Annotated in this window: 20 protein-coding genes; 5 read left to right on the top strand and 15 right to left on the bottom strand. The window is 42.4% G+C overall.

What is annotated here, in order from left to right; genetic code table 11:
- Positions 1-88: 88 nt before the first annotated feature.
- The 10 genes from mutL to E4K67_RS18345 all read right to left on the bottom strand — a co-directional run bounded on the left by mutL (position 89) and on the right by E4K67_RS18345 (position 14,111).
- Positions 89-2,077: a DNA mismatch repair endonuclease MutL gene (mutL, locus tag E4K67_RS18385; protein WP_135549295.1), complete on the bottom strand. Its 1,989-nt coding sequence runs from the start codon at positions 2,075-2,077 to the stop codon at positions 89-91.
- A complete protein-coding gene (locus E4K67_RS18380) occupies positions 2,074-3,414 on the bottom strand; it encodes a histone deacetylase family protein (RefSeq protein WP_135549293.1) in 1,341 nt (446 codons plus the stop codon). The genes mutL and E4K67_RS18380 overlap by 4 nt, the downstream gene beginning before the upstream one ends.
- Positions 3,411-5,078 (bottom strand): hydantoinase/oxoprolinase family protein, encoded by a 1,668-nt coding sequence (locus E4K67_RS18375; RefSeq protein WP_135549401.1) that lies wholly within the window; start codon positions 5,076-5,078, stop codon positions 3,411-3,413. The genes E4K67_RS18380 and E4K67_RS18375 overlap by 4 nt, the downstream gene beginning before the upstream one ends.
- 227 nt (positions 5,079-5,305) lie before the next feature.
- Positions 5,306-7,858 (bottom strand): DNA mismatch repair protein MutS, encoded by a 2,553-nt coding sequence (gene mutS / locus E4K67_RS18370; protein ID WP_135549291.1) that lies wholly within the window; start codon positions 7,856-7,858, stop codon positions 5,306-5,308.
- 196 nt (positions 7,859-8,054) lie between these two features.
- Positions 8,055-8,486 carry a YlbF/YmcA family competence regulator gene (locus E4K67_RS18365; protein ID WP_420841559.1) on the bottom strand — a complete coding sequence of 144 codons (432 nt, stop codon included), beginning with the start codon at positions 8,484-8,486 and terminating at the stop codon, positions 8,055-8,057.
- Positions 8,487-8,589: 103 nt separating this feature from the next.
- Entirely contained in the window at positions 8,590-9,921 is a 1,332-nt protein-coding gene (miaB, locus tag E4K67_RS18360) for a tRNA (N6-isopentenyl adenosine(37)-C2)-methylthiotransferase MiaB (RefSeq protein ID WP_420841558.1), read from the bottom strand.
- Positions 9,922-10,154: 233 nt separating this feature from the next.
- Positions 10,155-11,423: a D-alanyl-D-alanine carboxypeptidase family protein gene (locus tag E4K67_RS18355; RefSeq protein ID WP_135549287.1), complete on the bottom strand. Its 1,269-nt coding sequence runs from the start codon at positions 11,421-11,423 to the stop codon at positions 10,155-10,157.
- Positions 11,424-11,827: 404 nt separating this feature from the next.
- On the bottom strand, positions 11,828-11,950 hold the full coding sequence (locus tag E4K67_RS31165; RefSeq protein ID WP_274594895.1) for a hypothetical protein: 123 nt from the start codon (positions 11,948-11,950) through the stop codon (positions 11,828-11,830).
- Positions 11,951-12,022: 72 nt separating this feature from the next.
- Positions 12,023-12,463, bottom strand: coding sequence for an acyl-CoA thioesterase (locus E4K67_RS18350; RefSeq protein WP_135549397.1), 441 nt, complete (start codon positions 12,461-12,463; stop codon positions 12,023-12,025).
- Positions 12,464-12,626: 163 nt separating this feature from the next.
- Positions 12,627-14,111: a peptidoglycan DD-metalloendopeptidase family protein gene (locus tag E4K67_RS18345; RefSeq protein ID WP_135549285.1), complete on the bottom strand. Its 1,485-nt coding sequence runs from the start codon at positions 14,109-14,111 to the stop codon at positions 12,627-12,629.
- Positions 14,112-14,262: 151 nt separating this feature from the next.
- Between E4K67_RS18345 and E4K67_RS18340 the strand changes: the two genes are divergently transcribed.
- Both E4K67_RS18340 and E4K67_RS18335 read left to right on the top strand, forming a co-directional pair.
- Complete coding sequence (locus tag E4K67_RS18340) at positions 14,263-14,457, top strand: DUF896 domain-containing protein (RefSeq protein WP_135549283.1); 195 nt, start codon at positions 14,263-14,265, stop codon at positions 14,455-14,457.
- A gap of 91 nt (positions 14,458-14,548) precedes the next feature.
- Positions 14,549-14,836: a hypothetical protein gene (locus E4K67_RS18335; protein WP_135549281.1), complete on the top strand. Its 288-nt coding sequence runs from the start codon at positions 14,549-14,551 to the stop codon at positions 14,834-14,836.
- Between the two features lie 83 nt (positions 14,837-14,919).
- On the opposite strand, the gene pyk is transcribed toward E4K67_RS18335, so the two are convergent.
- Positions 14,920-16,656 (bottom strand): pyruvate kinase, encoded by a 1,737-nt coding sequence (gene pyk / locus E4K67_RS18330; protein ID WP_135549279.1) that lies wholly within the window; start codon positions 16,654-16,656, stop codon positions 14,920-14,922.
- Between the two features lie 19 nt (positions 16,657-16,675).
- Positions 16,676-17,686: a type I glyceraldehyde-3-phosphate dehydrogenase gene (gap, locus tag E4K67_RS18325; protein ID WP_135549277.1), complete on the bottom strand. Its 1,011-nt coding sequence runs from the start codon at positions 17,684-17,686 to the stop codon at positions 16,676-16,678.
- A 612-nt stretch (positions 17,687-18,298) separates the two neighbouring features.
- Here gap and E4K67_RS18320 point away from each other — a divergent pair.
- Positions 18,299-19,018, top strand: coding sequence for a Crp/Fnr family transcriptional regulator (locus tag E4K67_RS18320; RefSeq protein WP_135549275.1), 720 nt, complete (start codon positions 18,299-18,301; stop codon positions 19,016-19,018).
- Here the strand turns inward: E4K67_RS18320 and E4K67_RS18315 are convergent.
- The 3 genes from E4K67_RS18315 to dltD form a co-directional block, all read right to left on the bottom strand.
- Complete coding sequence (locus tag E4K67_RS18315; protein ID WP_135549273.1) at positions 19,010-19,609, bottom strand: 4Fe-4S dicluster domain-containing protein; 600 nt, start codon at positions 19,607-19,609, stop codon at positions 19,010-19,012. The genes E4K67_RS18320 and E4K67_RS18315 overlap by 9 nt on opposite strands.
- Positions 19,610-19,821: 212 nt before the next feature.
- A complete protein-coding gene (gene phoU / locus E4K67_RS18310; protein WP_135549271.1) occupies positions 19,822-20,481 on the bottom strand; it encodes a phosphate signaling complex protein PhoU in 660 nt (219 codons plus the stop codon).
- Positions 20,482-20,791: 310 nt separating this feature from the next.
- Positions 20,792-22,129: a D-alanyl-lipoteichoic acid biosynthesis protein DltD gene (dltD, locus tag E4K67_RS18305; protein ID WP_243454535.1), complete on the bottom strand. Its 1,338-nt coding sequence runs from the start codon at positions 22,127-22,129 to the stop codon at positions 20,792-20,794.
- A gap of 218 nt (positions 22,130-22,347) precedes the next feature.
- On the opposite strand from dltD, the gene E4K67_RS31590 reads away from it, so the two are divergent.
- Positions 22,348-22,575 (top strand): trimethylamine methyltransferase family protein, encoded by a 228-nt coding sequence (locus E4K67_RS31590; RefSeq protein WP_135549393.1) that lies wholly within the window; start codon positions 22,348-22,350, stop codon positions 22,573-22,575.
- 147 nt (positions 22,576-22,722) lie between these two features.
- Positions 22,723-24,303, top strand: a complete 1,581-nt coding sequence (locus E4K67_RS18295) for a PucR family transcriptional regulator (protein WP_135549269.1) — start codon at positions 22,723-22,725, stop codon at positions 24,301-24,303.
- The last annotated feature ends 14 nt before the right edge of the window (positions 24,304-24,317 follow it).

The following is a 24,317-nucleotide window of genomic DNA, read 5'->3' as shown; positions in this document are numbered from 1 at the left end:
AAGTGAGTCACTTGGTTCTAGCGCAAGAGCACGCCTCTCATCTTACGGAAAGTATACCCGTGTCAAGCAGCACCCAAACTTTTGATTATCAAGTGCGATAAAAACGCTTTTCCAATTCTGCCCGAGTCATTCTCACCATAGTTGGGCGTCCATGTGGACAGGTATAAGGATTCTGACTTCGGCCAAGTAGCGCAATGAGTTGTTCCATTTCCAGCAAGGAAAGTGAGTCTTGTCCTTTAATGGATTCTTTGCAAGCCAAAAGATAAATCCATTCCTCTAATAATTTCTCAATAGTGGGTGTAGAATTTTTCTGTAAGACCTCTTCGATAAACTGCCGTAGTAGGCTGTCTGCCTGAACATTACCTGTTTGAACGGGTACACCCCGTAAAAGATAAGTTCGTTCACCAAACTGCTCCAGGATAAATCCCATTTCAGTCAAACTCCATAAATTTTCTAAAACCACCTGCTCTTCCTGGAGAGTAAACTCCATTGGAAGTGGAATCAAAAGAGTCTGACTGGAACGCTCAGCTTGTCTAAACTCCGCAAACAGTCGTTCATAATTAATGCGTTCGTGAGCAGCATGTTGGTCAATCATCAAGAGGACATCACCGTCAGTAGCTAAGATATAAGTGCTAAATAGCTGTGCTAAGGGCCAGATGTGAGCTAAAACATCATCGGCTATCGTTTCCAATTGAGCTAATGTATCCAATCGTGAGACTCCGACTTCTTCGAGTTCACTTATCTTACTAACCTCACTAGGGGGCGTGGTATGAGTTAATGGTTGCGCCACTTGGACATCTAACTCAGGTGAGGCTTTTTGAATAGGTCCCTTAGCGACTAAACTCTCTAGAATTCCAGTCTGTTCTTGAGCGGGTAAGAAGAATTTTGGTTGGTCAACTATTTCGGGTCTTAGGGGGAGTTTCAGCGGGGAGCTTGACGCGAGCGGTGCTACAGTCTCCTTAAATTGCCCTCTGGCTTTAGCATTCTCTGAATTTGTTGCTAGTACAGAACTTGGAGAAGGCTTAGTGGAGAAGGTTGTCGCTGGTTCTAGTGATGAGCGTAGTGTCTGATATGAGGGTAAAGGTTTACTCTTGATTAGGGTTTGATAAACCGATTGACTGATAAATGGGGCTAAGGCTTGCTCACTCCTAAAGCGCACATCCATTTTTGTGGGGTGGACATTGACATCATACTCTGAGGGCGGAACATGCAGATGCAGAACGACGATTGGATGAAGCTTCGTTGGAATAAGGGTATGATAGCCTTCCTCTAGGGAGCGGCCTAAAAATGGTGAGCGTACAATTCGACCATTGATCATAAAGTTTTGGGTTTGCTTAGAAGATCGCACCAGATCAGGTGGACTGATAAAGCCCTCTAATTGCCAGTCTCCTTTTTGCACGTTGATCGGTATCAGCTGTCGAGCAATCCCATGGCCCAAGACTGCTCCAATCGTTTCCCGTAAATCTCCGCGCCCGGACGTTTGCAAAACGACTTGTTGAGGATGAGTTAAGGAAAAGGCGATATCTGGATGCGCAAGAGCTATTCTCCCAATTGTATCGCTTATGAGACCAAATTCAGTAGGCGTAGATTTTAGAAATTTCAAACGAGCGGGTGTGTTAAAAAAAAGATTGCGGACAGTCACAGACGTTCCGACAGGGCACCCAACTTCTGAAAATTCTCCATTTTCGCCACCGATCAGCTTAAGACATAATCCAGCAACTTCGTCCGCGGGCCTTGAGGAAATTTCCATATGAGAAACCGAGGCAATACTTGGTAATGCCTCCCCTCTAAACCCGAGGGTCTGTAAATGATCAAGGTCATCAATCTTGTTGATTTTACTGGTGGCATGACGAATAACAGCCAATGGTAAATCCGCAATTGCGATTCCACAGCCATCATCTCGCACTCGAATAAGTGGTACGCCATTCCCTTCAATGGTTATGTCAATGTGTTTTGCCCCAGCGTCTAGAGCGTTTTCAACGAGTTCCTTAACGACAGATGCAGGGCGTTCAACGACTTCTCCGGCGGCAATTTGGTTAGCTGAATGTGAATCAAGGATGTGTATCACCGGTGTCAAAATTTCCTCAGTCCTTCTTTCCTACTCCAAACATCTAATTTATCATGAAGTTGGTTTTGCAGTAAACCGCTTGTGGTAGCTTCACTATGATGTTGTAGGTGGTCCCATAGGTCATAACCCGCTTGTTCACACTCTGAGCAGGCTTGAAACGGAATTCGCACGAGCACAGACTTTTGGGGAGACGACGAACGCGAGCTTTCAATATAGACGGTTCCGCCGCAATGGCTACACTCCCGTATGTAATCATGTCGGGTTTCTTCGAACCCATCCGTATCATAATAGACAGAACGAGGGCTATAAATCCAAGTTCCTTGGGGAAAGAAGGCTTTGCCTTGGATTGTGAAGCGGGGTTTAATGGTTTCGTGCTGTTTCTTGAGGGCCTCAAAATATGGTTTAAGGGCCGCAAGGGGTAAAGCCGGACTATCTGGTTTTTGTGGTTCTCGGACATGATGGTAATCTTCCCCGGCAAGCGCGAGTAAAATTGCAAGGTTGACATAAGGCAGTGCCCCTTCTATGGAATATCCACCTTCCAGGACAGCTAAATCCGGTTGGAGAAGTTCAGTGATACGCCCGTACCCATTGGCAGTGAGCTTCATCGATGCCAATGGATCTGTAAAATGATTGTCCTGGCCTGCTGAATTGATAATCAGATCCGGGGCAAACGCTTGGAGTCGTGGTAGCACCCAGTTTTCCAATACGTAGTGATATCCTTCGTCACCAGTTCCAGGTGGTAGAGGAATGTTTAACGTCTGATCCCAGGCATTCGGACCACCCTTTTCATTAACAAAGCCACTGCCTGGAAAAAGAGTACGTCCATCTTGATGGAGGGAAATAAAAAGCACATTCGGATCGTGATAAAAGATATCTTGGGTTCCGTCCCCGTGATGCACATCGGTATCGACAATAGCAATCTTCTTAGTTCCAAAACGTGCTCTCAAGTGATTTACAAGGATCGCTTCATTGTTGAGTGAACAAAAGCCCCGATTGCCCCATGAGGTAGCTCCTGAGTGGTGTCCTGGAGGGCGTGCCATAACGAAACCATTAGAGATTTCTCCGCGGACACGTGCTTCCCCAAGCAAAATAGCACTCCCTGCTGCAATGAGGTGGGCGTCTAAGGAACCGATATGCACTTCAGGCGTGGGAAATAATGCTTGAGCCCGTAAAGCCTCATGTAGCGAGGCAAGCCGGGGTGAATACTGTTTGATCTGGGGTAAGTCTAGAATCCCCTCTTCAAATAATTGTTCTTGTGTGTAGAGGAGACGTTCTTCTCGTTCAGGATGGGAGTCGCCCAGTGACCAGTCAAATGCAGGGAAAAACAAAATTCCAGTTCGTTTCATGCGTCTATCCTCCCGATCACACCAGGCCGCAGATGAACGGCCCCGCGGACAATTTGACCCACGGTTTTATATCCCTTAACAATTGGGAAGAAATCGAAGGGCTCTTTTTCCACGTCGTTAAGCTGCAACCCATAGGATGTAGCTAGCTGCTGAGCGAGAGTATCCAGAAATCCCTCGACTTCGCGATGAGGGCGGAGCGCACCTGACCACGTCCCCTGTTCCCCAGTCTCTTCTACCCGATACCTTTTCATATAAGTGTCCAGATGAAGCGTACAATCAAAGGTCGGTTTAGCCATAGCTGCGCCAAGAGCATTGGAAACCTCTGGATATAATCCGAGAGTAACAGGTGTCTTCAGGCGTTTTTCCAGAGCCAAAGTCATCCCCCGAGCTCCTCCACCACTGACTAGGGTGTTGAAGGTATGGGCCTCTTGGGGATGGAGAACTTCCCAAACTTTATATGCCGGCTCTTCTTGCCACTCGCGCTTCAGGGAATCAACTGCGCCAGCGATTTTCTCTGCTACTGTTTCAATAATAGCCTCTGCCAGTTCATGCAGAAACTCTGGTGTCCGGCGTTCTATCGGCAAAATAGAGGCTAGGGCCTCTTCTGCTAAGCGCTCATTTCCATATTCGATCAGCCCCAGATAACGCATCGCGTCTGTTGGTGTGGGTATGTTTCCACCTAGACAATAGGCTGGTCCGAGTCGGTATTCCTCCAGGACAAAACCCTGATCTGCAGAATGGATGGCGGAGTCCCCTCCAACTGGAATTGAACGAACCGCTAGGGTTCGGACAAGGGTTGAAAAAGGCCCGATTTGAGCTCCTTTCGAGCTGAGTAATGGGACACCGGAAAGCACGATCCCAATATCGGTCGTCGTTCCACCAATATCCACGATGATCGAAGAAGTCGTCGGTTCACTTTGAGTCAGTGCGGCAAGGATACTCGCTGCTGGTCCAGAGTAAATGGATTCAATCGGCCGAATCTTGGCAAGGGGTACAATCCCCCCATCGGCCTTTAGAATTGAAATAGGCGCTAGGATTTTTCGGGCGGATACCGCACTTTGTAATTGTTGGGCGAATTCACGATACAAATCGGAAACAGCCAGATTGAGATACGTAGTCAGACTGCGCCGATAAAAATTTGCTTGTCCCCAAGTGTGTCCTAAAGCAATTCTCAAAGAGGGATTAATCCCCCTCAGATAGGTTGAGAGTTGTTCCTCGTGAAGATTGTTGCGATGTGAGAACTTTCCTATAATGGCTACTAAAGCAGGATTTTCACGGAGATTAGGCGTTAGGAATTCTCCCCACTCACTCTGCTTAGGAGGTTCAATCTCCCGGCCTCGAAAATCCATTTCTCCAGTCAGTTCCAGATAACTAACTGGCCAGGGGAGTGCGTCGACGCTCATCCCATTTCCAGAAAACAAGAGTAATTGCACGGGTGGTATTCTGTTTTGAAGAATAGCGTTTGTCACGAGTGTTGTACTGACCGTTATTTGACTAAGGGCTTGTTCATCTGGAATATTTAATTGATCAAAGGCCATCATGAGTGTCTCCACTAAGTTTTCAGATCGGGTGGGTACTTTTGCCGTTTGTTGGATATGACCGTCGTGAATAAACACAGCGTCGGTATAAGTCCCTCCCACGTCGATTCCTACTCGGTAAGGAATAGTAAACACCCCCTAATTCGATATTCGATATTCGATGCACGATGTAAGATGTAAGATGTAAGATGTACGATCTTTAACACCGAACATCCTACTTCGAACTGCGAAATACGATCTTAACTTTAGCTTTGACTAAACTTTAGAGTCGGTCCGCTAACAGCGAACACTCAACTTATAATTCGTTCTAGAACCTCGGATCTAGAACTTCAGACCTCGAACAATCGCGTTCCCTACAAGTCTTCAGAGGATTGAATGCGTTCTCGTAGGTCAAAGAGATACTGAAGGGCTTGGCGTGCAGTCATGTCTTCCATAGGAAGTTTGTTAATTTCTTGCAAAATCGGGTGGATTTGTGGCACGTCAAAGAGGGAAATTTGAGCAACCTGCTTAGGTGGGTCGCTCAAAGCATGCGTTGGCTGAGAGGATTCTAACTCTAGAAGCAGGGTTTTAGCACGTTTAAGTAGGTTCTGAGGCAAACCAGCTAAACGGGCTACCTGGATACCATAACTGCGATCAGCTTTACCAGGCAAAATTTTATGCAGGAAAACAATGTCCTCTCCCCTTTCCTTCACCCCAACATGAAGGTTAAATAGCCCCGAAAAATCATCTTGAAGATGCGTAAGCTCATGATAATGCGTGGCGAAGAGAGTTTTAGGGTTGAACTTAGGCTGTTGAACGAGGTGTTCAGCAACTGCCCAAGCAATGCTAAGCCCATCAAAGGTTGCTGTTCCTCGTCCAATTTCGTCTAAAATGATTAAACTTTTCCCAGTAGCATATTTTAAGATGTGAGCGACTTCTTGCATCTCGACCATAAAGGTGCTTTGTCCGGCTGCTAAATCATCAGAGGCCCCGACCCTTGTAAAGATCCGATCTACCAGTGTAATACTGGCCTTTTTAGCGGGTACAAAGGAACCGATATGGGCCATGAGGACTATCAAAGCAACTTGGCGCATGTAGGTGGATTTTCCGGCCATATTTGGTCCTGTGATAAGTGCTAAATGCAAACTCTTCGACATGAGGGTATCATTCGGGACGAACACGCCTGGTTCAAGCATTTGTTCAACAACCGGGTGTCTGCCTTCGGTGATAAGTATTTGACCATCATCTTTGATCTGGGGGCGAACATAATGATTGCGAACTGCAACTTCTGCTAAACTGACAAAGACATCAATTTCCGCTAAAACCTGAGCTATGTGCAAAATAGTCTTAATATGGGCCCGGACGTCCTCTCTCAGAATCAAGAGAAGCTCATACTCTAAATCTTTAAGCTTTTCCTCTGCCCCTATGATTTTTTGTTCGTACTCTTTCAATTCGGGAGTAATGAAACGTTCAGCATTAGATAGAGTTTGCTTGCGTTGATAGTCTGGAGGACTAAGATGAGCATTGGCATGAGTAATCTCAATAAAATAACCAAAGACTTTATTATACCCTATCTTCAAAGACCGAATTCCAGTTCGTTCACGCTCTGAGTTCTCCAGTTGAGCAACCCATGCTTTGCCACCCGTCGAAATGGAACGCAATTCGTCTACTTCTTGGGAATAACCAGTTTTGATGATATTGCCATCGCGTAAGGTTAAAGGGGGATTTGGATTTAGAGCACTTTGAAGCTTACTTACGAATGAGTCAAGTCCCTCTAGATGGGGAACATTGCTTTTAAGGTTTTCCGAAGAGCTAGCAGATAGGAGTGTCCTGATTTCTGGAAGGAGCGCTAAGGTTTGCGCCAACGCTAATAAATCTCTCGCATTAGCCGTCCCATAAGAAACCTTCCCCATCAGGCGCTCAAGATCATAGACCTCAGACAGAAGCTTAAATAAGTCTCTGCGGAGAAATGAATCTGAGGTAAGTCCTTCAACCACATCCAGACGTTGATTTATCGCATCTTGCCTAAGCAAGGGTTTATCAATCCAATGCTTTAATAGCCTACCTCCGAAAGCAGTTTGAGTTAAATCAAGCACTGACAAGAGGGTTCCTTTTTTATCTGTACTACGGAGAGATTCTGTCAGTTCAAGATTACGACGGGTCCATTGGTCGAGAAACATCCAATGTTCAGAACGGAAAGTCGTAATTTCTATGATATGGGTCGGATCTATACCAGGCATCGTTTCTAGTATGTAGACCCATAAAGCTGTGGCAGCTTGAGTTCCTACGGGAAATTCTTGCAACAAATCTTGTTGATTGAGAAAACGCTCCCGCAAGGACTGTCCACAAAATGTTTTTCCTTCGCGTACAGTACTGTAATAACCCACCCACGGTTTAGGTTTTTTCATAAGTTCAGGAGGCAATAGTAGTTCAGCGGGATTAATACGGGATAGTTCTGTGAGGAGAACGTCGAGTTCTGGGGTTTGGAACATTGAAAACTCGCCAGTAGATAGATCAAGAAAAGCAAGTCCCCAGTCCATATCATGGTACACACTGGCTAAATAATGATTAGTCCGTTCAGAGAGCGATTCTGTCAGTGTACCTGGAGAAACAATTCGAATAATGTCCCGTTTGACAATCCCTTTGGCGTTTTTAGCGTCTTCCACTTGTTCACAAATGGCGACTTTATGACCAGCCTTGACGAGCTTAGACAAATAATTATCTAAAGCATGATAAGGAACACCGCACATGGCAATTCGTTTCCCGTCTCCTGCATCACGCCCGGTTAAGGCTATTTGTAAAATAGGTGCGGCTAATTCTGCATCTTCGCCAAACATTTCATAAAAATCGCCCAGGCGATAAAACAGTATTGTTCCGGGGGCTTTTTCTTTAATTCCTCGATATTGGTGCATCATCGGGGTGGTCATACCTTGATTCTCCCCTTTTTTGAAATTCTGTCAATATACTTATAGTAAGTCCAAGCGAACTTATTAACTAAAGTTGAACATCGAACCATGGTGACGAAAAGCTTAATCTCACTTGCTACCCTTGAATTAATCCTAAAAGGGAAGGGCTACCGATTTAGCCCTTCCCTTTTGACAACTTAATGAACTTCGTCAGGTGTTAGTTTCCTGAACAACCGCAACCACCGCTGCCACACCCACCAGGCTCACAGCCGCCAGGTTCACAAGTATTGTCTTCGCAGGAACAACCACCTGAAGATCCGGCTATTGCACCAGCTAGAATAGCATTTACACTATCCAACATTACCGTGAATTTGTCTTGTGCAGCCATATAAGCGACAATGGCAGGGTTACCCTCAACCTTTGTTTCAATTTCATCTACCGCATTTTTATCGGCTTCAGAAAGTTCGCCTCCACCTTGTTGTTTTTCCATAAATCGTTCTTGAGCTTTCTGTAATTCTGCGATCAATTCTTGAGCTGACGTGTCAGCTGTCATTGCATCTTCCGTACTACGTAAGTCGGCCAGTTCCGAACTACGAGCAATGGCATCAGCTAAGAGTCCAGCTTTTTCTGTTATTTCACTGTTAATCATTATTAACACACCTCCGAATATTACTTTCTACATAAAACTCTGAATTCCTGCATTAAATTTAAAGGCCAAAGATTTTTTAGGATTCTTCCCAATCGTGAGACTTTCACTCAACCTCTCCAATTAGGGTCCATGATCCTGCTTCCTTGATCCTAACATTAACTAACGAGCCAATAGTTTCAAAATCACCCTTAAATACAACCAGTTCGTTTCCGCGTGTACGTCCTGTTAAACGTTCAGGATTTGTTTTACTAGGGCCTTCAACAAGAACCTCTAGTATTTCCCCAATCATATGTTGCCGCCATTCAAGACTTTCTTGATTTTGGACACCCATTAATATCTGTAAACGCCTTTTTTTCACGTCCAATGAAATTTGGTCTTCCATCTTTGCAGCCAGCGTTCCTGAACGTTTAGAATACATAAAGGTGAAAGCTTGAGCATAATGAGCTTCTTTCATCATTGCGAGTGTCTGTTCGAAATCTTCTTCCGACTCACCAGGAAAGCCAACAATAATATCTGTTGTTATGCTAGCATTGGGGATGAATTCACGAATTTCTTGAACTCTACTTAAATAGTATTCCCTCGTATATTTGCGATTCATGCGCTCTAAAATAAAATTACTACCTGATTGAATAGGGAGATGAAAGTGCTCGCAGAGGTTCTTCCCTTCAGCAACAGTCTTAATTAGTTTATCTGATAAATCTTTGGGATGGGACGTGATAAAGCGTATCCGTAATAGAAATGGGATTTGATCCACTTGATGAAGTAGATCCGCAAAGTCATACGCTGGTGAAAACTCTTTCCCATAGGAGTTCACATTTTGTCCCAATAAGGTGATTTCTCGACACCCACTGTCCACTAGGGATTTGATTTCTTGAAGTATTTCTTCAGGTTTACGGCTTCTTTCCCTACCCCGAACATGGGGAACAATGCAATATGAACAGAAATTATCGCAACCATACATGATATTTACATTGGCATGTAGTTTGCCTTTTTCAGCGAGCGGTATAACTTCTAAGGTTGCTTTTGATTCTTGCCAAACTTCTGCCACTTTTCTGCCCTGCTCTACCCGATTTATTAAAGCGGAAAAATCATGTAGATTATGGGTCCCTGCCCAAATATCCACATGAGGGGCACGTTTCTGCAAACGTTCTAAAGCACCCGGTTGTTGTACCATACACCCTGTAATCGCTATCTTTACATTCTTATTTCGTTCTTTGAGTTTTTTGAGTTCTCCGATTTTTCCAAGTATTTTATTCTCTGCACTCTCTCTTACGCAACAAGTATTAACAATTACTAAGTCTGCCGTTTCGAGATCATCTGAAGGCGAATACCCTAATTGTCTTGTGATCTCTGTCAAAGTTTCCGCATCGCGTTCTGACATTTGGCAACCATAGACTAATGTAACAACCCTTTTACTATTTTCCAAGAATGTCACTCCCAAATCGCACCCTCTAAACTTAATCTACTCATTATAAGATAAAAGACAAAAAAAAGCTAAAGTTAACTTGGCTAGCGCCCAAGCTTTTAGCAAAGTTGGTAGTCAAGTTAACTTTAGCCTCCAAGAAAAGTATATAACTGAAGGTTATCCTTTCTGGAAGCTAAAGTGTTAGCCTATCTGTGCCTAATGCTCTAACGTTATATTGGGTTATAACCCCAACCTTTAATACTTTAGTCACTTGATTCTCGCATTGAATATCTATTCCTCGCAAGTCGCATTTTTCTGCGCCAACGCCTATCAGCACGAATTTTCGCACTAATAAGGAGCAGTAAGATAACACCTATTAGAATTGCTCCAGTGGTCCATGAAAAGTAATTAGAAAATAGACTTCTTTTTACGGTCGGCGGCAAAATTGTTCGCGTCGATTTTAAAGGAAGTGTGCCTAAAAGTGTACTATCGTCCGAAATTTCGACTTGGGCAACTACTTGACCCTCTTCTACTGAAGTAAGAGTACTAGAAGAAGTCGGTATAACTTTTAAATCCAAGACCGAACTCTGATCGTCTATTTTCTGGGTCATATAGATTGGACGATCGAGAATTAGATTAACAGGTTCATTGTTAACCGTGGTTGTAGAAATGATCGACCCTGAAGGTTTAAAAATAGTACTTTTAAACTGAGTAAAGCCGAACTCAAAAAGAGCTTGCATATCCGTGTAAATTTCGGGTCCTGGAGATTTTAGGATCACGCCAATAAATTGACGTCCATCCTTGGTTACGGATGCCACAAGGCAATTTTGCGCAGCTGCTGTGTATCCTGGTTTAATCCCATCAACGGCAGAGTCTCTCCACAGCAGTTTATTTTCATTAACCATTAGCTTAGGTATATCTGTTTTTGATCGTGAGATAGGCTGTGATTTCGTACGAACATATTGAGCAAACGTAGGATTCTGATAAGCAACACGTGCTATAAGTGCTAGGTCATGAGCGGTTGTTGTGTGCCCAGACTCTGTTAAACCACTCGGGTTAAGAAAATGGGTATTAGTCGCTCCTATTTCACGGGCACGCTGATTCATCATTTCGACAAAAGTAGGTAAGTCACTTCCTATATGTTCCGCAATTGCCACAGCTGCATCGTTGGCGGAGTTTAACAGCAAAGCATATAAAAGATCTTTTAGAGGCATTTTTTCTCCAGGCTCGAGGTATATCTGTGTGCCATAAACGAGCTTATTATTAAGCAGTGTAGAAGTTGGCGTTACGATATCATTTAAATCTCCAAGTTCAATTGCTAAAAGGCCAGTCATAATTTTTGTTGTACTTGCTGGAGCTAGTGGTTCGTCTGGATTCTTCATATAGAGGGTTTGACCAGATAATACATCAATTAAATAGGCACCCTCTCCTCGTATTTGAGGTGCTTTCGAAGTAGTGTCTTCCGCAAATGATGGAGGAGTAACACTAACCATTATAAGTATTGTAAGGAGAAAAGTAGTGAAAAACTTCAAGAATAGTACACCTCATATTCCTAACGACTTTTAATCTTATTAATTGCCATGTTTCCGGTCCCGTGTTTATAGTATTCCACAAAAACATCTCGCTGTTTTAATCACCGTCCCTCTTTAACGAGATATTTAAGTGTACTAATGTAAAAACATATCGCATCTTCTTGGAAATTGCAAGTAAGCATACCCCAATGATGCTCCTAGGTCATCAATTATATGTACTCGCTCCGAAAGCCAGAGAATAGATCCGAAGACAACGTTGGGTTTCTAGAATAAACAGAAAAATTGCCACATTTAAATATTCGAGGAAGATTAGTAATATCCTGCAGAACGCAAAAAAATAAATGTCCATCAAAATGATGGACATTTATCGATATTTAAAATCCTTAATAATTTATTGGGCTCCATTACGATGCAAATCTTTGAATAATTGCATGTTGCCCAAAGGATGCCATTAATGCAGAAAGTTCATGCTTCTTCACGAGCCGATAGTTAACCTCTTCGCCTTCGATCCAAGTTACAAGAAACATAGAATCCCTTCTTTCAATGTATTATGTATACATAATACCATGGCCTGAATCGAAATACAATAGCGTATCCTATTAGCCTTTGGAAAGATGTTTGGCATCCTTATTTTTCTCAATAATTCCTTGCAAACGGGTCCATATCGCGTACCTTCGAGCGTCTGCTGAACGGCCTTCAGTATTAATAAACGCGTGAACGGTTTTGCCTTCAGCCAAAAGAGTTTCCTCTCGATAAACGTGATAACAAAAACGGGCTGAGCGCGAAGACATCTGATCTACCTCGGTAACAAGCACAAGCTCATCATCATAATGGGCGGGTTTGCGATAGCGGCAATTGGCCTCGATGACCGCTAAACCTAAACCCTGTTCTTCGAATTCAGTATATGGAAGTTCCAATTCCCGAAATAGTTCTGATCTTCCGACTTCAAACCAAACAAGAAAATTAGCGTGATAAACGATGCCCATTTTGTCCGTTTCAGAATAACGAACCCGCAAATGTGTTTTTGAAGATAATCCCACAATAGCCACTCCTTCATCGTAATGTATAATCATAACGACTCTGCATCCAAGTAAGGGCAATTCATGCATGAATTGCCCTTACTTAACATATATTTTCTGATAGCTTAAAGAAAACTTGGGGGTCTGACTAGTATAAAAAAGCGCCAAGGGCGCTTTTTTATATCTACCGCAAATAGTTCAATGGGTTGACAGTAGACCCATTAAGAATGACTTCAAAATGTAGATGTGAACCGGTTGAATTTCCAGTTGAGCCAACCAATCCGATTCTTTGACCTTGTGTTACTTTTTGACCGACAGAAACTAAAAGTTTTGAAGAATGCCCGTAACGGGTCTGTACACCGTTGCCATGGTCAATAAGGATCATGTTCCCGTATCCTCCACTCCAGCCTGCAGAAATCACCTTCCCTGCAGCAGCAGCGGAAAAGGGAGTACCGGTACTCCCGCCGATATCTATTCCGGTATGTACACTACCCCAACGGGACCCAAAAGGAGAATTAATCGGACCTCTCAAGGGCCAAGCAATCCCAGTGGAACTTTTTGATCCTCTAGATACGCTAGCCAAAGCAACGGCAGTTAGCTCAGGCCCTTTGGAAACGACTTGGGTAACGGGTTGTTTAATTACTTTCTCTTCGTCAACTTGCTTCGATACATCTTGCCCATTTTTTTGGAGATAGGAGTATGTGACAACTTTGGTGCCCTCACTGCCGGGCTCTTTGACAACAGTTTTCCCGCTATCGAGTTCAGTGTCCGTCGTTGTCACGGTATCGTAAGCAATCGTTTCAGTACTGGTCAATATCCCTTTACTCATCACAGTTAGATATGGACTTACAGTGACTATTTTGATTTTTTGACCAGTTTGAATCTTGCTATCTTCCGTCATTCCTGGATTACCCGCTAACACTTCTTTCGTTTTCATATCATGTTTGCGAGCAATCAGCCACCAAGAGTCATTTTCTTGAGCAGTGTATTCCGTAGTCGTTATCTTACCTTCTATTAACTCTTTCAAGGCTTGATCAAGTACTTTGACCTGATCGGGTTGAGCTTCAACGGGTTTAGTGGCAGTGGGTTCGCTAAACTCAACAGATAGCACTTTATTGTTATCACTAGGTTTTGTATAGTAATCCTGATATTTCTTAAGGAGAGTTTGCACATCGGCTTGGGTAGGTAGAATGGCGACCTGTGTTCCGGCAACCTCTAAAGCATACCCATCAATATAGGAGGATAGTACACTATGCAGTTCATTATCTGTTTTGCTGACATCTAAAAGCTCTATCTTTTTAACGCGAACTGTTTCATACGCTATTACATCACTCGTTTTGGCAGCCTTACCTATAGCTTGACCACGTTCTGTCAAAATGTCATCAACAATTTGTTGGCCTTTATCAACACTCTCAACTAAACCGATCTTTTGTCCGTTAACCACTATATAAGCAGCCGAAGCTGTACCACTATAGTATATCGTTGCACCGCTAATGACTAACACAAAGGTCATTGTTCCAATTAAAAACTTGGGTGATTTCCAAGATATTGCAAGGAGATTCTTTGACCTCCATAATCCCATTTTTGAAAAAATGGCTTTGGTCTGTTGGCTTAAACGTTCTAAAAATCCTTTAATTACGACTTTCATTTCAAAATTTAATTTTTTCATCCTAGCCCCCCCATCGTCTTTAAGACGTTTTGAGACCATTATAGCATTGATTCCTTAGGATAGGAACCTGGATTTTTCATTATATTTCACATTATGCTATAATGTGATAATAAATCCAAGTCACATGGTATGTTGGAAGGAGAGTTGAACTTTGAGTATTTCAGCCATAAATGTCATTATTGATCGAATTAATGAACTGTCTAAAAAGCAAAAAACTATTGGTCTTGAAGAGTGGGAGCGCGCCGAACAAGAGGCCATGCGCCAGGAGTATTTATCGTTTATTCGTGGACAAGTCAGGGAGACCTTAAACAAAGTTGAGCTTACTGATGATCCACTTATTCAATAAAAATGATCATCCAAAATGTATTTGTTTTGACCATCAGGCAAATAATAAGCGTAATAAGCTAATAATAACCTGATTTAAGGAGGAAGATACTTTGCCGGAACGCATAATGAAATACGGAGGAGTCAAATTCCGAAATCTTGTCCCACCTGTCAAAATAAATCGTTTTGTGAATCGCTTACCTCGTGCGAAGCGAGTTTCTCTCTTTGAAATTGCAAGTGAATTGCAAGAAGCCGGATTAATTGACGTTTTAAATGGTCGCTCCCAAAGTACGATTGATAAAGATACCATCGATGATCAAATGACGAATACAGGCAGTTTTGACCATGAATTGCAAGGACTTAAACGTCATACTAAGGATACGCTAACTCTTCAAAAGTAGAATTCATAATCGTTTACATTACATCAGATAAAAGGCGTACAGTAGGTTCTACTGTACGCCTTTTTATGACAGGATTTTAATCACTAGAGAATACTGATAGACCCTTCATATATCACGCCGCTCAAAGCATCAACCGTCAAAGTTTGTCCGTTCGACACCTTGGAAAAGGCTTCTTGAGCACCCACGATGGTTGGTATTCCATATTGTAAAGCGACAATCGCTGCGTGTGATGTTAAACCACCCTCCACGATGACTAATGCTCCAGCCCTGGCAATTATGGGTACAAAGTCTGCATCGGTGGTCTCTGCTATTAAAATATCTCCATCATTAAATAGATCCGTTTTGGGAGATTGGACAAGACGCGCAACTCCTGAATAGGATTTTCGTCCAATCCCTGTCCCTTTAGATAGGATATTTCCCATGATCTGAACTTTGATCATATTTGTTGAGCCAACTTTACCAATTGGAACACCAGCTGTGATCACCACGACATCTCCAGAGTGAATGAAGTTTTTATTTAAGGATGTATTCACAGCTATGGATAACATTTCGTCTGTTCCTAAACTTTGAGGAACAAGCATGGGTTGGACTCCCCATTGTAGTGCTAATTTTCTTGCCGTAGTCTCAAATGGTGTAGCGGCAACAATCAAGGCGATCGGTCGATACTTGGAGATCATACGCGCAGTCAAACCGGAATGTGTCGGAGTAAGAATAACAGCTGCTTCAAGATTTTTAGCGATGGTATAGCTTGCAAAACTAATAGCCTCAGCTACATTACGCTGGTGATTGTGGGTAGACTGATTATCTAAGCAAGTCTGTTCTATGCGTTTGGCTATTTTATCCATCATCTGAACAGCTTCAAGGGGAAAAAGACCAGCCGCAGTTTCTCCAGATAACATAATGGCATCCGTTCCATCCAAAATAGCGTTAGCAACATCACTTGCCTCTGCTCGCGTGGGCCGAGGTTGACGTATCATAGAATCTAACATCTGAGTTGCAACAATAACGGGTTTGCCAAGAATATTGCACTTGCGAATCATTTCCTTCTGTCTGATGGGAACTTCTTCAACTGGAATTTCAACCCCCAGGTCCCCGCGTGCGACCATGAGCCCATCCGCGACTTCAAGTATAGAATCTAAGTTATCCACACCCTCTTGGCTTTCAATCTTGGCGATGATGTGGACATCCGCATTCATTTCTTCAACAATACGACGCACGTCCAAAACATTGATCGCTTTACGGGTAAAGGAGGATGCAATAAAGTCAATTCCTTGGGAAATCCCAAAGCGAATATCCTCAATATCCCTTTCTGTGACAGCGGGTAAGTCGTTAAGAGCGCCTGGAACATTGACCCCTTTTTGGGACTTAAGGACCCCACCGTTTCGAATGACAGTATGAATAACTGTATTGTCTACTGAGGTCACTTCTAGATCGAGTTGACCATCATCAATGAGAATATGGCCACCACACTTAACCTTTCGCCAAAGGTCTGTATAAGTAATCCCAACCCGTTGCTGATTACCCAGGCTACTGAGATCTGTATCTAAACTGAATGCAGATCCGTTTACCAGAGTAACCCCCTCCTCCGGAACCTTCCCTGTGCGAACTTCTGGTCCTTTGGTGTCGAGCAGGATTCCCAGATGCTTCCCTAATTTGGCAGCTTCCTCTTTTAGGATGGCGATTCTTCGACCATGTTCCTCATGAGTTCCATGTGAAAAATTTAGTCGAGCAACATCCATACCTGCTACAAGAAGAGCTTGAACTTTTTCCCTAGACTCACTTGATGGTCCAATCGTACAAACAATTTTAGTCCTTCTCATGGAGCCAATCCCTCCCTGTTTACAGACCTTTAGCTACAATAAGCTTCACTAAATCTAAAATGCGATTTGAATAACCCCATTCGTTATCGTACCAAGCCAGAACTTTAACCATACGATCTCCGATCATCATGGTCGATAATGCATCCACTATGGAGCTGGCTGGGTTACCATTAAAGTCATGCGAGACTAAAGGTAACTCAGTATACTCGAGGATTCCCTTCAGCTTACCATCAGCCGCTTCACGCAACTTGGCGTTGACTTCTTCCTTAGTTGTTGGCTTGGTTAAATTAGCGACAAGATCAACCAAGGAAACATTCGGAGTAGGGACCCGAACAGCAAGTCCATTCATTTTACCAGCTAATTCTGGTAAAACAAGAGTAACCGCTTTGGCAGCACCCGTCGTCGTTGGGATCATGGATTGATAAGCTGCCCTGGATCGACGCCAATCTGAGTGTTCCAGGTCTGTGATCCTTTGGTCACCTGTGACTGCATGAGTCGTTGTCATAAATCCTTGTTCAATTCCGAAAGAATCGAGTAAGATTTTTGCGACAGGAGCAAGGCAGTTCGTTGTGCAGGAAGCATTTGAAATAATATGGTGCTTGAGAGGATCATATTTATCGTCATTGACTCCCATAACAATCGTAATATCTTCATCTTTAGCTGGAGCAGAGATCACGACTTTTTTAGCTCCTGCAGTAAGATGTTGCGCTGCAGCGTCACGTTTTGTAAAACGGCCTGTTGATTCAATGACAATATCGACTCCAAGTTTTGCCCAAGGTAAATCTAAAGGGCTCTTTTCGGCAAAAATTTCTATGCGTTTCCCATCAATAATCATTGTGCTTCCGTCAACTTCCACAGAATTAGGAAGAACTCCGTGGACGGAATCATACTTGAATAAGTGGGCTAATAAATCTGGACTTGCTAAGTCATTGATGGCAACTACTTCGAAAGGGAGGGATTGATTTAGAGCTGCACGAAGTGTAAGACGACCAATTCTACCGAAACCATTAATTGCTACTTTTAAACTCATTGGTAAACCTCCTTTTAATAATCCGGTCATCCCGGATAAAGCACAGATTTATGCCTATGATAAACATCATTCTGTGCAAATACACCGAATCCCTTCTTTTTTTATGTTTATTTACAATATAGTTGTTCCCTAAAGACGAGGAAAACTTGCAAAGCATGACTTTGCAAGTTAATAGATAGCTAAACATTTATTGTCAAATCGGAGCTGTCTTACAGTTTCTGGGACTTTGTTGTCATTGCTGCAATAGCAGGTTCCTCAGCAAAAGCAAGAATTCTTCAAGTATTCATTCAAAAGACCAACTGATCATCAGTTGGTCTAGTACACTCACTACTACACTTTTCCTTAAGCTTATGGAGTATTACGAGGTAGAGGTTTTTGAATATTTCGCTCTTTATGCGTGTCAAACTCAGTATAATGTGGGTCTCTAAGGGAAACAGGAGATTTTGCTCTCGAAACCTTTTTGCGGGTGCCCATAGTATATCCTTCCTCTCAAAGTCAGAATATCGCGAACCTAAAGTTAGTTTTCCCAGTAAAAGAATTCATATGCCTAAATTGAGATTAGTAAGCGTGTTATAATGAACAATACAAATTTATTACCAACGGAGGGATAAAGTGTCTAAAGAGCTGCAAATTCGCGAAATTCTTGAACGCAAACTTTTCTCAGGTTCTCTGCCACCTGATTTTGTTGATTTCTGCTTAGCGCATGGCAGATTACGTCATTACGCACCTAAACAATATCTTTATTTCTCGGACGATGAAGGGAATACTGTGTATTTTCTCGTCTCCGGTAGAATTCGTTTGTCATTAATGGGTGAGTTTTCTGAAAAGATTATTCGGGTACTTAGTCCCCCAGCCTTTTTTCCTGAAATTGTTTTAGACGGAAAACTTTACCCCCATGCGGCACTTTGTATGGAGGAGACCGAAGTTTTGGCCCTAGATCGGCAAATATTAATGCGCTATCTAGAAAGCAATCCCTCCGTGTTGTGGATTTTTTACCGCGAACTCGCTTTGGATTTACGTCGTTCATACCGACAAATTAGAAATCTTTCACTGGGGGATGCTCGTTTGCGCTTAGGAGCCAAACTATTTGCCCTAGCCCATGTCCACGGACAGCCTTCAAATAACGGTGTCTTAATTACTATTCCCCTATCCGCGACAGAATTAGCAGGAATGTGCAGTCTGGCTCGAGAGTCAGTTAGTCGTATTTTGGGCGAATTGAAAAAAGCGAAGATAATTAAGATAGAGAAAAAGGCAATTACCGTTGTCGATGTTGAAAATTTGCGTTTCTGGATTCACGAGCGGGCAGCAAATTCGCGTGTAGCCCTAGACTAAGGTTTGCTCACGTTCAAGAAAGTGTGTTAATCTCTCTTGAGTTTTTCCATTTTCAATATAGCGATGTATGGTATCTGAAATCCAGGTCAATACTTCTTCATCTGTTTGAACTTGTCCAGCGGGTTTGGCAAATTGAGGATGTCGCCCTACTCGACCACCTGAACGCAACGTCCATCCAGTTTCTCCTTCTGTCAACGTCCCAGAGGGACAGACATGTTGACAATCTCCACAGGAAAGACAGCGGTCCGGGTCAATAACGATCCCGCTTGGATTCCAAGTGATGGCCTTTTCTAGGCAAGAACGGACACATTCATTACAGCCTATACACGGAACTTCTGTGATTAGTGGCGTGACATATCCTGAAATTCCAAAATCTTTGATATTCGGATGGGAACATCCGTTGGGACATCCCGCTAGACAAATCTTTGGAATATGATGATGAAGGACAGGACTAAACTTATCTGCAATCGATTGATGTAAGTTCAAGGCGGTTAGATTTTTGGTCAGCAGTTCATTAAGGTTCTGCCAATTTCGAGCAGATTTTGGACAATTTGAGCGACAATGTTCAATCTGAAATCCTGAATCCTTCATACATATTCCCCCAGAAATTTATTGTTCGCTACTTTCACCATCTGGAGTCATTCTAACAAGAATACTATTCCTAGAGTGTGTCTTGAATCACAATACTTCAACCTTCATGTGATCTCGTTCACCCAAAGATCATTTACAAGGAGTAATCGAGAACATAATAAAGAACTGACTTTTAAGTCAGTTCTTTATTATGTTCTCGATAGTTGCGCTTCTTATTCGTTTAGATTCAATCTTTTTCCAGTACAGATATAGATAATCTCTTCAGCAATATTTGTACAGTAGTCTCCAAGGCGCTCAAGAAAACGACAGACAAAAAGTAAGTGATTAGCCTGAGTTACCTGCGAAGGATTTTTCATCATAATGCCCAACAGTTCTCCAAAAACACTAGAATATATCTCGTCTATTTCATCATCAATTGCAGCCATCTCCGCAGCGGTCTTGCAATCCTCTTGGACATATGCTTGGAGCCCAAGGTTAACCATTTCTTCGACCAAAACAGTCATACGCGGGATATCAAGAAGTGGCTTGATCAATTGATCTTCACCGATTCGGACTGTTATTTTTGCAATGTCGACTGACAAATCGCCCATTCTTTCAAGATAGATGGAGATTTTAAAACCTGCTACTACCTTACGTAAATCGCGGGCAAAAGGCTGCTGAGTAGCTATGATAAGTATACATTTTTCCTCAATCATTGCTTGTAGTTCGTTGACTGCTAAATCTCCCATTATAACAGTTTTTGCTATTTCCATATCCTGTTTAATCAAGGATTCAACAGCAAGAACAATTCGTTGGTTAACCATCTTTCCTAGGTCTAAAATATTTAAACGTAGTCCCTCTAGGTCCTCATCAAATTTCTGGCGAGTTGGCATTCACTAGCCCCTCCTCTCATTTATAAGTCATAATCAAGCTGAGCTGTCAAACTGACACATTGACATACTAATAAAATTGATTAGTCAGTCCCAACTAGCTTTTACTTATCCATCATTAGAATATCTATATTATAGCATTATTACCAATTTGCGAATAATTAATTTTCCTTATTAAGAAAAGTAACTCATTTTTCTATTGTGTTTCGATCAAATTTCAGTAGATAAGTTCAGACACCTTTAAAAGCATATTAATCTTCCCCCACTAAAAATATTAACGGGTATTAATCCAAATATGCTCGATTCAAAACGGTTATTCCCTATAAAATTGATCAAGTGCCTCATTGACGTCAATCCAACCCTTCCAAGCTAGGTGCCAAGGATCGCGCAAATAGTAATCATCATTTTCATGAGCTGTAAAATCCGACAATTGGAAATCTTCAGCCTGAACCATCTGAGCCAGAAGCTTATAACAAGCTTGGCGTTCCGTACGAGGAAAACCAGTGTAGTCAGACCAACGTCCATTCATGGGCAGGATGACAAAAAGGGGCTTCACTCCCTTCTCTTTCATAACTTTCATCAAAAGTATTAAATCCTCATACTCCGGAGAGGGAAAAAGCTTTGCATTTTTATCGGAATCTTTCTGTTCCTGAAGTTTAGGCGCAATTTGCTCAAGATAAAACCTATTATCCATTCCAAATGGGTTATTGTTCGATGACTTTTTTCCTTCCTCAATAGCCTCGGTGCGTAATTTAGCCCAATCCAACCGCAAATACTCTGAAGTTTCACCTTGAATTAAGGTCTGCGTCTTATTGATTGCTAATCCTCTTGATGTAGAATCTTTTGGTATCTTTGAACTTCCCGCATGCTGGGACACAGTGTTCAGAGGTGGTTTATTTACATTCATTATTGTTTTATATGCATCTTGGAAAGTAAGAGCTGAATATTCCATCTGAGTAGGAAAGGCCCAGATGATCCTCGTCATCTTGGAACTCCAGTCTGGTTGTACCAGATCTGCCAACATTTTTTCTAAAAAGGGAAAATCCTTATAAGCTCCTGGAAATTGCAAGAGACGTTTAGCTATTTCTTGTTTGAGTTCGGAGGAGAGCCTTGGGTCTCTCAGCATCTCATAGGCATGTAGCGCCGAAAAATTCCCTTGAAAGGTTAACTGGGGAATCCCTCCTAGTCCGAACCACTGAGGGCTAAGGAAAATAGCCAGTTTCCGTCCCCGTGCTTCCTCCCCAAGTGCTGCTAAATTCAAAACATGAATTAAGGTTTGGTTTCCCCCTTTTCCTACAAGAAACGGAGTAAATCCAGTTTCCGGGGTAAAAATTCTGGCCGGTTGAAAATCTCGGATATAAGACATTTCAGAGGAGCCATAGAGTGGTAGAATATTCGGATCCCGAAACGCCATTTTCTGTAAAATCGATCCCTGAAAAGTATCAAACGTGGGATTCACTCCCATCGCCGCAACTATCTCTGGACGGAGATATATATTTTCTATCCCAATACTGCTTACGTAACCGAATCCATAGATCGTGACCACAAAAAGACATCCCGCAAAAACCATGGCTGAGAAAGTACTATTACAGCGTCTCATGGTGGTACTAGCAAAACCCACAATTCGACCTATTATTATTCTGAAATTCAACGCTCATCTCCCAGCTTCCTTCCATGATCAAGGATGTTGTTTTTAAGTAAGTGATTTTGCAGGGTCTCAATGTTGAGTATTCGACAATAATTACACTTTTCCCTTTTATTTTGTACTCCACAGTTAATCATTAACCGATTATCTTATTTTCTTTTAGACCTTAATATAGTTTACTTATTTAGGACTTAATATAGTTTACTTATTTAGGACTTAGCTATATTATACTAGATATCTCCAGCACCTTTGAGCATTTCCGTGATAGGTGGACGCCTTCGGTTTCTGATTGGGTTTCCTATACTGACTGGCAAAACTCAGGTTCTAAGGATATTTTAATAAGAGCGAACAAGAAATTTAAGAAGATTTTAGCAAGTTCTTCCGAAACACTGATTGATAAGGAACTTGAAAATAGTCTGAAATTATATATGCATAAAACGTTCACTGTGTAAAAATACGAAGCGTGATGGCTTTTACTGAGTAGAAAAAGCCATCACGCTTCGTATCCGGATCAATAAAAATATTATACTCAGTATATTTCAGTATGTTAGTAACAAAACTTATTACAGCAAAACTATTACATCAAGTGAGGTGGACTGATGACTAACCCGAACCTTCCCCAAGCAATTACTGTCGGCCGCCTCCAGAATAAATTATCGTTACTGCCTATTGGCGACTCATTCTCCTCTATCCAACAAATTTCCCATCTATCCATTAAAACGATTCATTTCCAAGGGCTTCAGACCTTCTCCTTACCTTTTGCAGGGGTGGCAATTACTCTAGATCCCACCGATAACGGGGCCATTTCTCTGACTGTGGAAATTTCAAAAGACCAGATTACTTTGCTTTTTGTACAAGAATATCCTTCTCCTTGGTCAATATTCTGCGAAAAGGCGATGGGTTGGTTAGATTGTGAACTGGGTCGTATCCTTACCGCAAGCGAGCAGTATTCACAAATGATCGCCGAACACTTAACCAATGGATCTGGATTTTCATTTCTAATCAACTTACAGGAGATTTTCAGGTGTGATATCTTCTTATTAAATAAACAACTCGAAGTTATTGGTTGGACAGGTGGAAAATCCCTTCCCTTAGCACCCATCTCCTTTAAACCCCCAAAAATATCCCGCACCCCCGCCAACCTACCCTCACCTCACGCTTCATTCAACACAGGGCAATGGACTGAGAAAGGATTCCAAACAATTCCACTGACCTGGTTTCCTATTTCGGGTCCAGAAGGAGTCTTGGGCTTTATAGGACTTGCCGCAGCGATAAAAGATTTGGGAAGTATCGAACAATTTTTTCTTTATAAAGCCGCTACCTTAATCTTACTTGAACTTGTTAAAACGCAGTGCATTCAAGACAGTGAACGCCAACATTATAGGGACTTTCTCTTTGATTTGCTCTACAATAATTTTGATTCCTTGGAAGTGATCATTTCCAGGGGTAAATTATGGGGGTGGGATTTTACTAAGCCACACTTTGTCGTTGTAGGTGAAATACCCGGTTATGATCCCGATTCAGCCGAGCGCGAAAATTTCGAAGAATTATTCACCGAAATATCAACGCTAATACATAAATGCCATCCCAAAACTATTTGTCTCGAACGTAATGGTCAAGTCGTTTTACTTTTTCCACTTCAGGATATGCTCCCTCAATCAGACTGGCACAGCAAAGCTTTAGAACTGCTTGAGCCCATCATGAAAAAAACTAAAACTCTTCCCGAAAAACAGCCGTTCCAATACGGTCTCGGTAACCTGTATGACTCTGCACGCTATTTGCACAGAAGCTTTCAAGAAGCAAGGACCGCGCTCGAATTAGGACAACTATTTAATAATCCTCATCGTCTAGTCTCTTTTCAAGACCTTGGTATTATGCGTTTATTACACCGGTTAGATCGTCAGGAATTGGAAGACTACCGTTCTGAAGTTCTCGGTCCTCTCCTTAAATTTGACAAAGAGAGTAATCTCAATCTGGAAGAAACTTTATTAGCGTATCTTGCGTGCAATACAGACCTGAATGCTGCGGGCGAAAGGCTCTATCTTCATCCGAATACCCTCCGTTATCGTCTCAAAAAGGCAACGGAGATTTTGGGTCGTGATCTATCCTCTCTGGAGAATCAAGTTAATCTATTTCTTGCACTTAAGATTGGACGGTTAAAGTCGTTGTGGCCGGACTAATACGATACTCAAAG

The organism is Desulfosporosinus fructosivorans (assembly GCF_004766045.1).
Classification (GTDB): domain Bacteria; phylum Bacillota; class Desulfitobacteriia; order Desulfitobacteriales; family Desulfitobacteriaceae; genus Desulfosporosinus; species Desulfosporosinus fructosivorans.
The sequence above is the reverse complement of the archived record's forward strand: the minus strand, read 5'-3'. Positions and strand labels throughout refer to the sequence as shown.

What these genes read in the sequence shown, in the direction of transcription:
- E4K67_RS18380 (WP_135549293.1), bottom strand. Translation starts at nt 3,414, where the DNA reads ATGAAACGAACTGGAATTTTGTTTTTCCCTGCATTTGACTGGTCACTG.
- mutS (WP_135549291.1), bottom strand. Translation starts at nt 7,858, where the DNA reads ATGACCACCCCGATGATGCACCAATATCGAGGAATTAAAGAAAAAGCC.
- E4K67_RS18365 (WP_420841559.1), bottom strand. Translation starts at nt 8,486, where the DNA reads ATGATTAACAGTGAAATAACAGAAAAAGCTGGACTCTTAGCTGATGCC.
- E4K67_RS31165 (WP_274594895.1), bottom strand. Translation starts at nt 11,950, where the DNA reads ATGTTTCTTGTAACTTGGATCGAAGGCGAAGAGGTTAACTATCGGCTC.
- E4K67_RS18345 (WP_135549285.1), bottom strand. Translation starts at nt 14,111, where the DNA reads ATGAAAAAATTAAATTTTGAAATGAAAGTCGTAATTAAAGGATTTTTA.
- pyk (WP_135549279.1), bottom strand. Translation starts at nt 16,656, where the DNA reads ATGAGAAGGACTAAAATTGTTTGTACGATTGGACCATCAAGTGAGTCT.
- gap (WP_135549277.1), bottom strand. Translation starts at nt 17,686, where the DNA reads ATGAGTTTAAAAGTAGCAATTAATGGTTTCGGTAGAATTGGTCGTCTT.
- E4K67_RS18315 (WP_135549273.1), bottom strand. Translation starts at nt 19,609, where the DNA reads ATGAAGGATTCAGGATTTCAGATTGAACATTGTCGCTCAAATTGTCCA.
- phoU (WP_135549271.1), bottom strand. Translation starts at nt 20,481, where the DNA reads ATGCCAACTCGCCAGAAATTTGATGAGGACCTAGAGGGACTACGTTTA.
- E4K67_RS18295 (WP_135549269.1), top strand. Translation starts at nt 22,723, where the DNA reads ATGACTAACCCGAACCTTCCCCAAGCAATTACTGTCGGCCGCCTCCAG.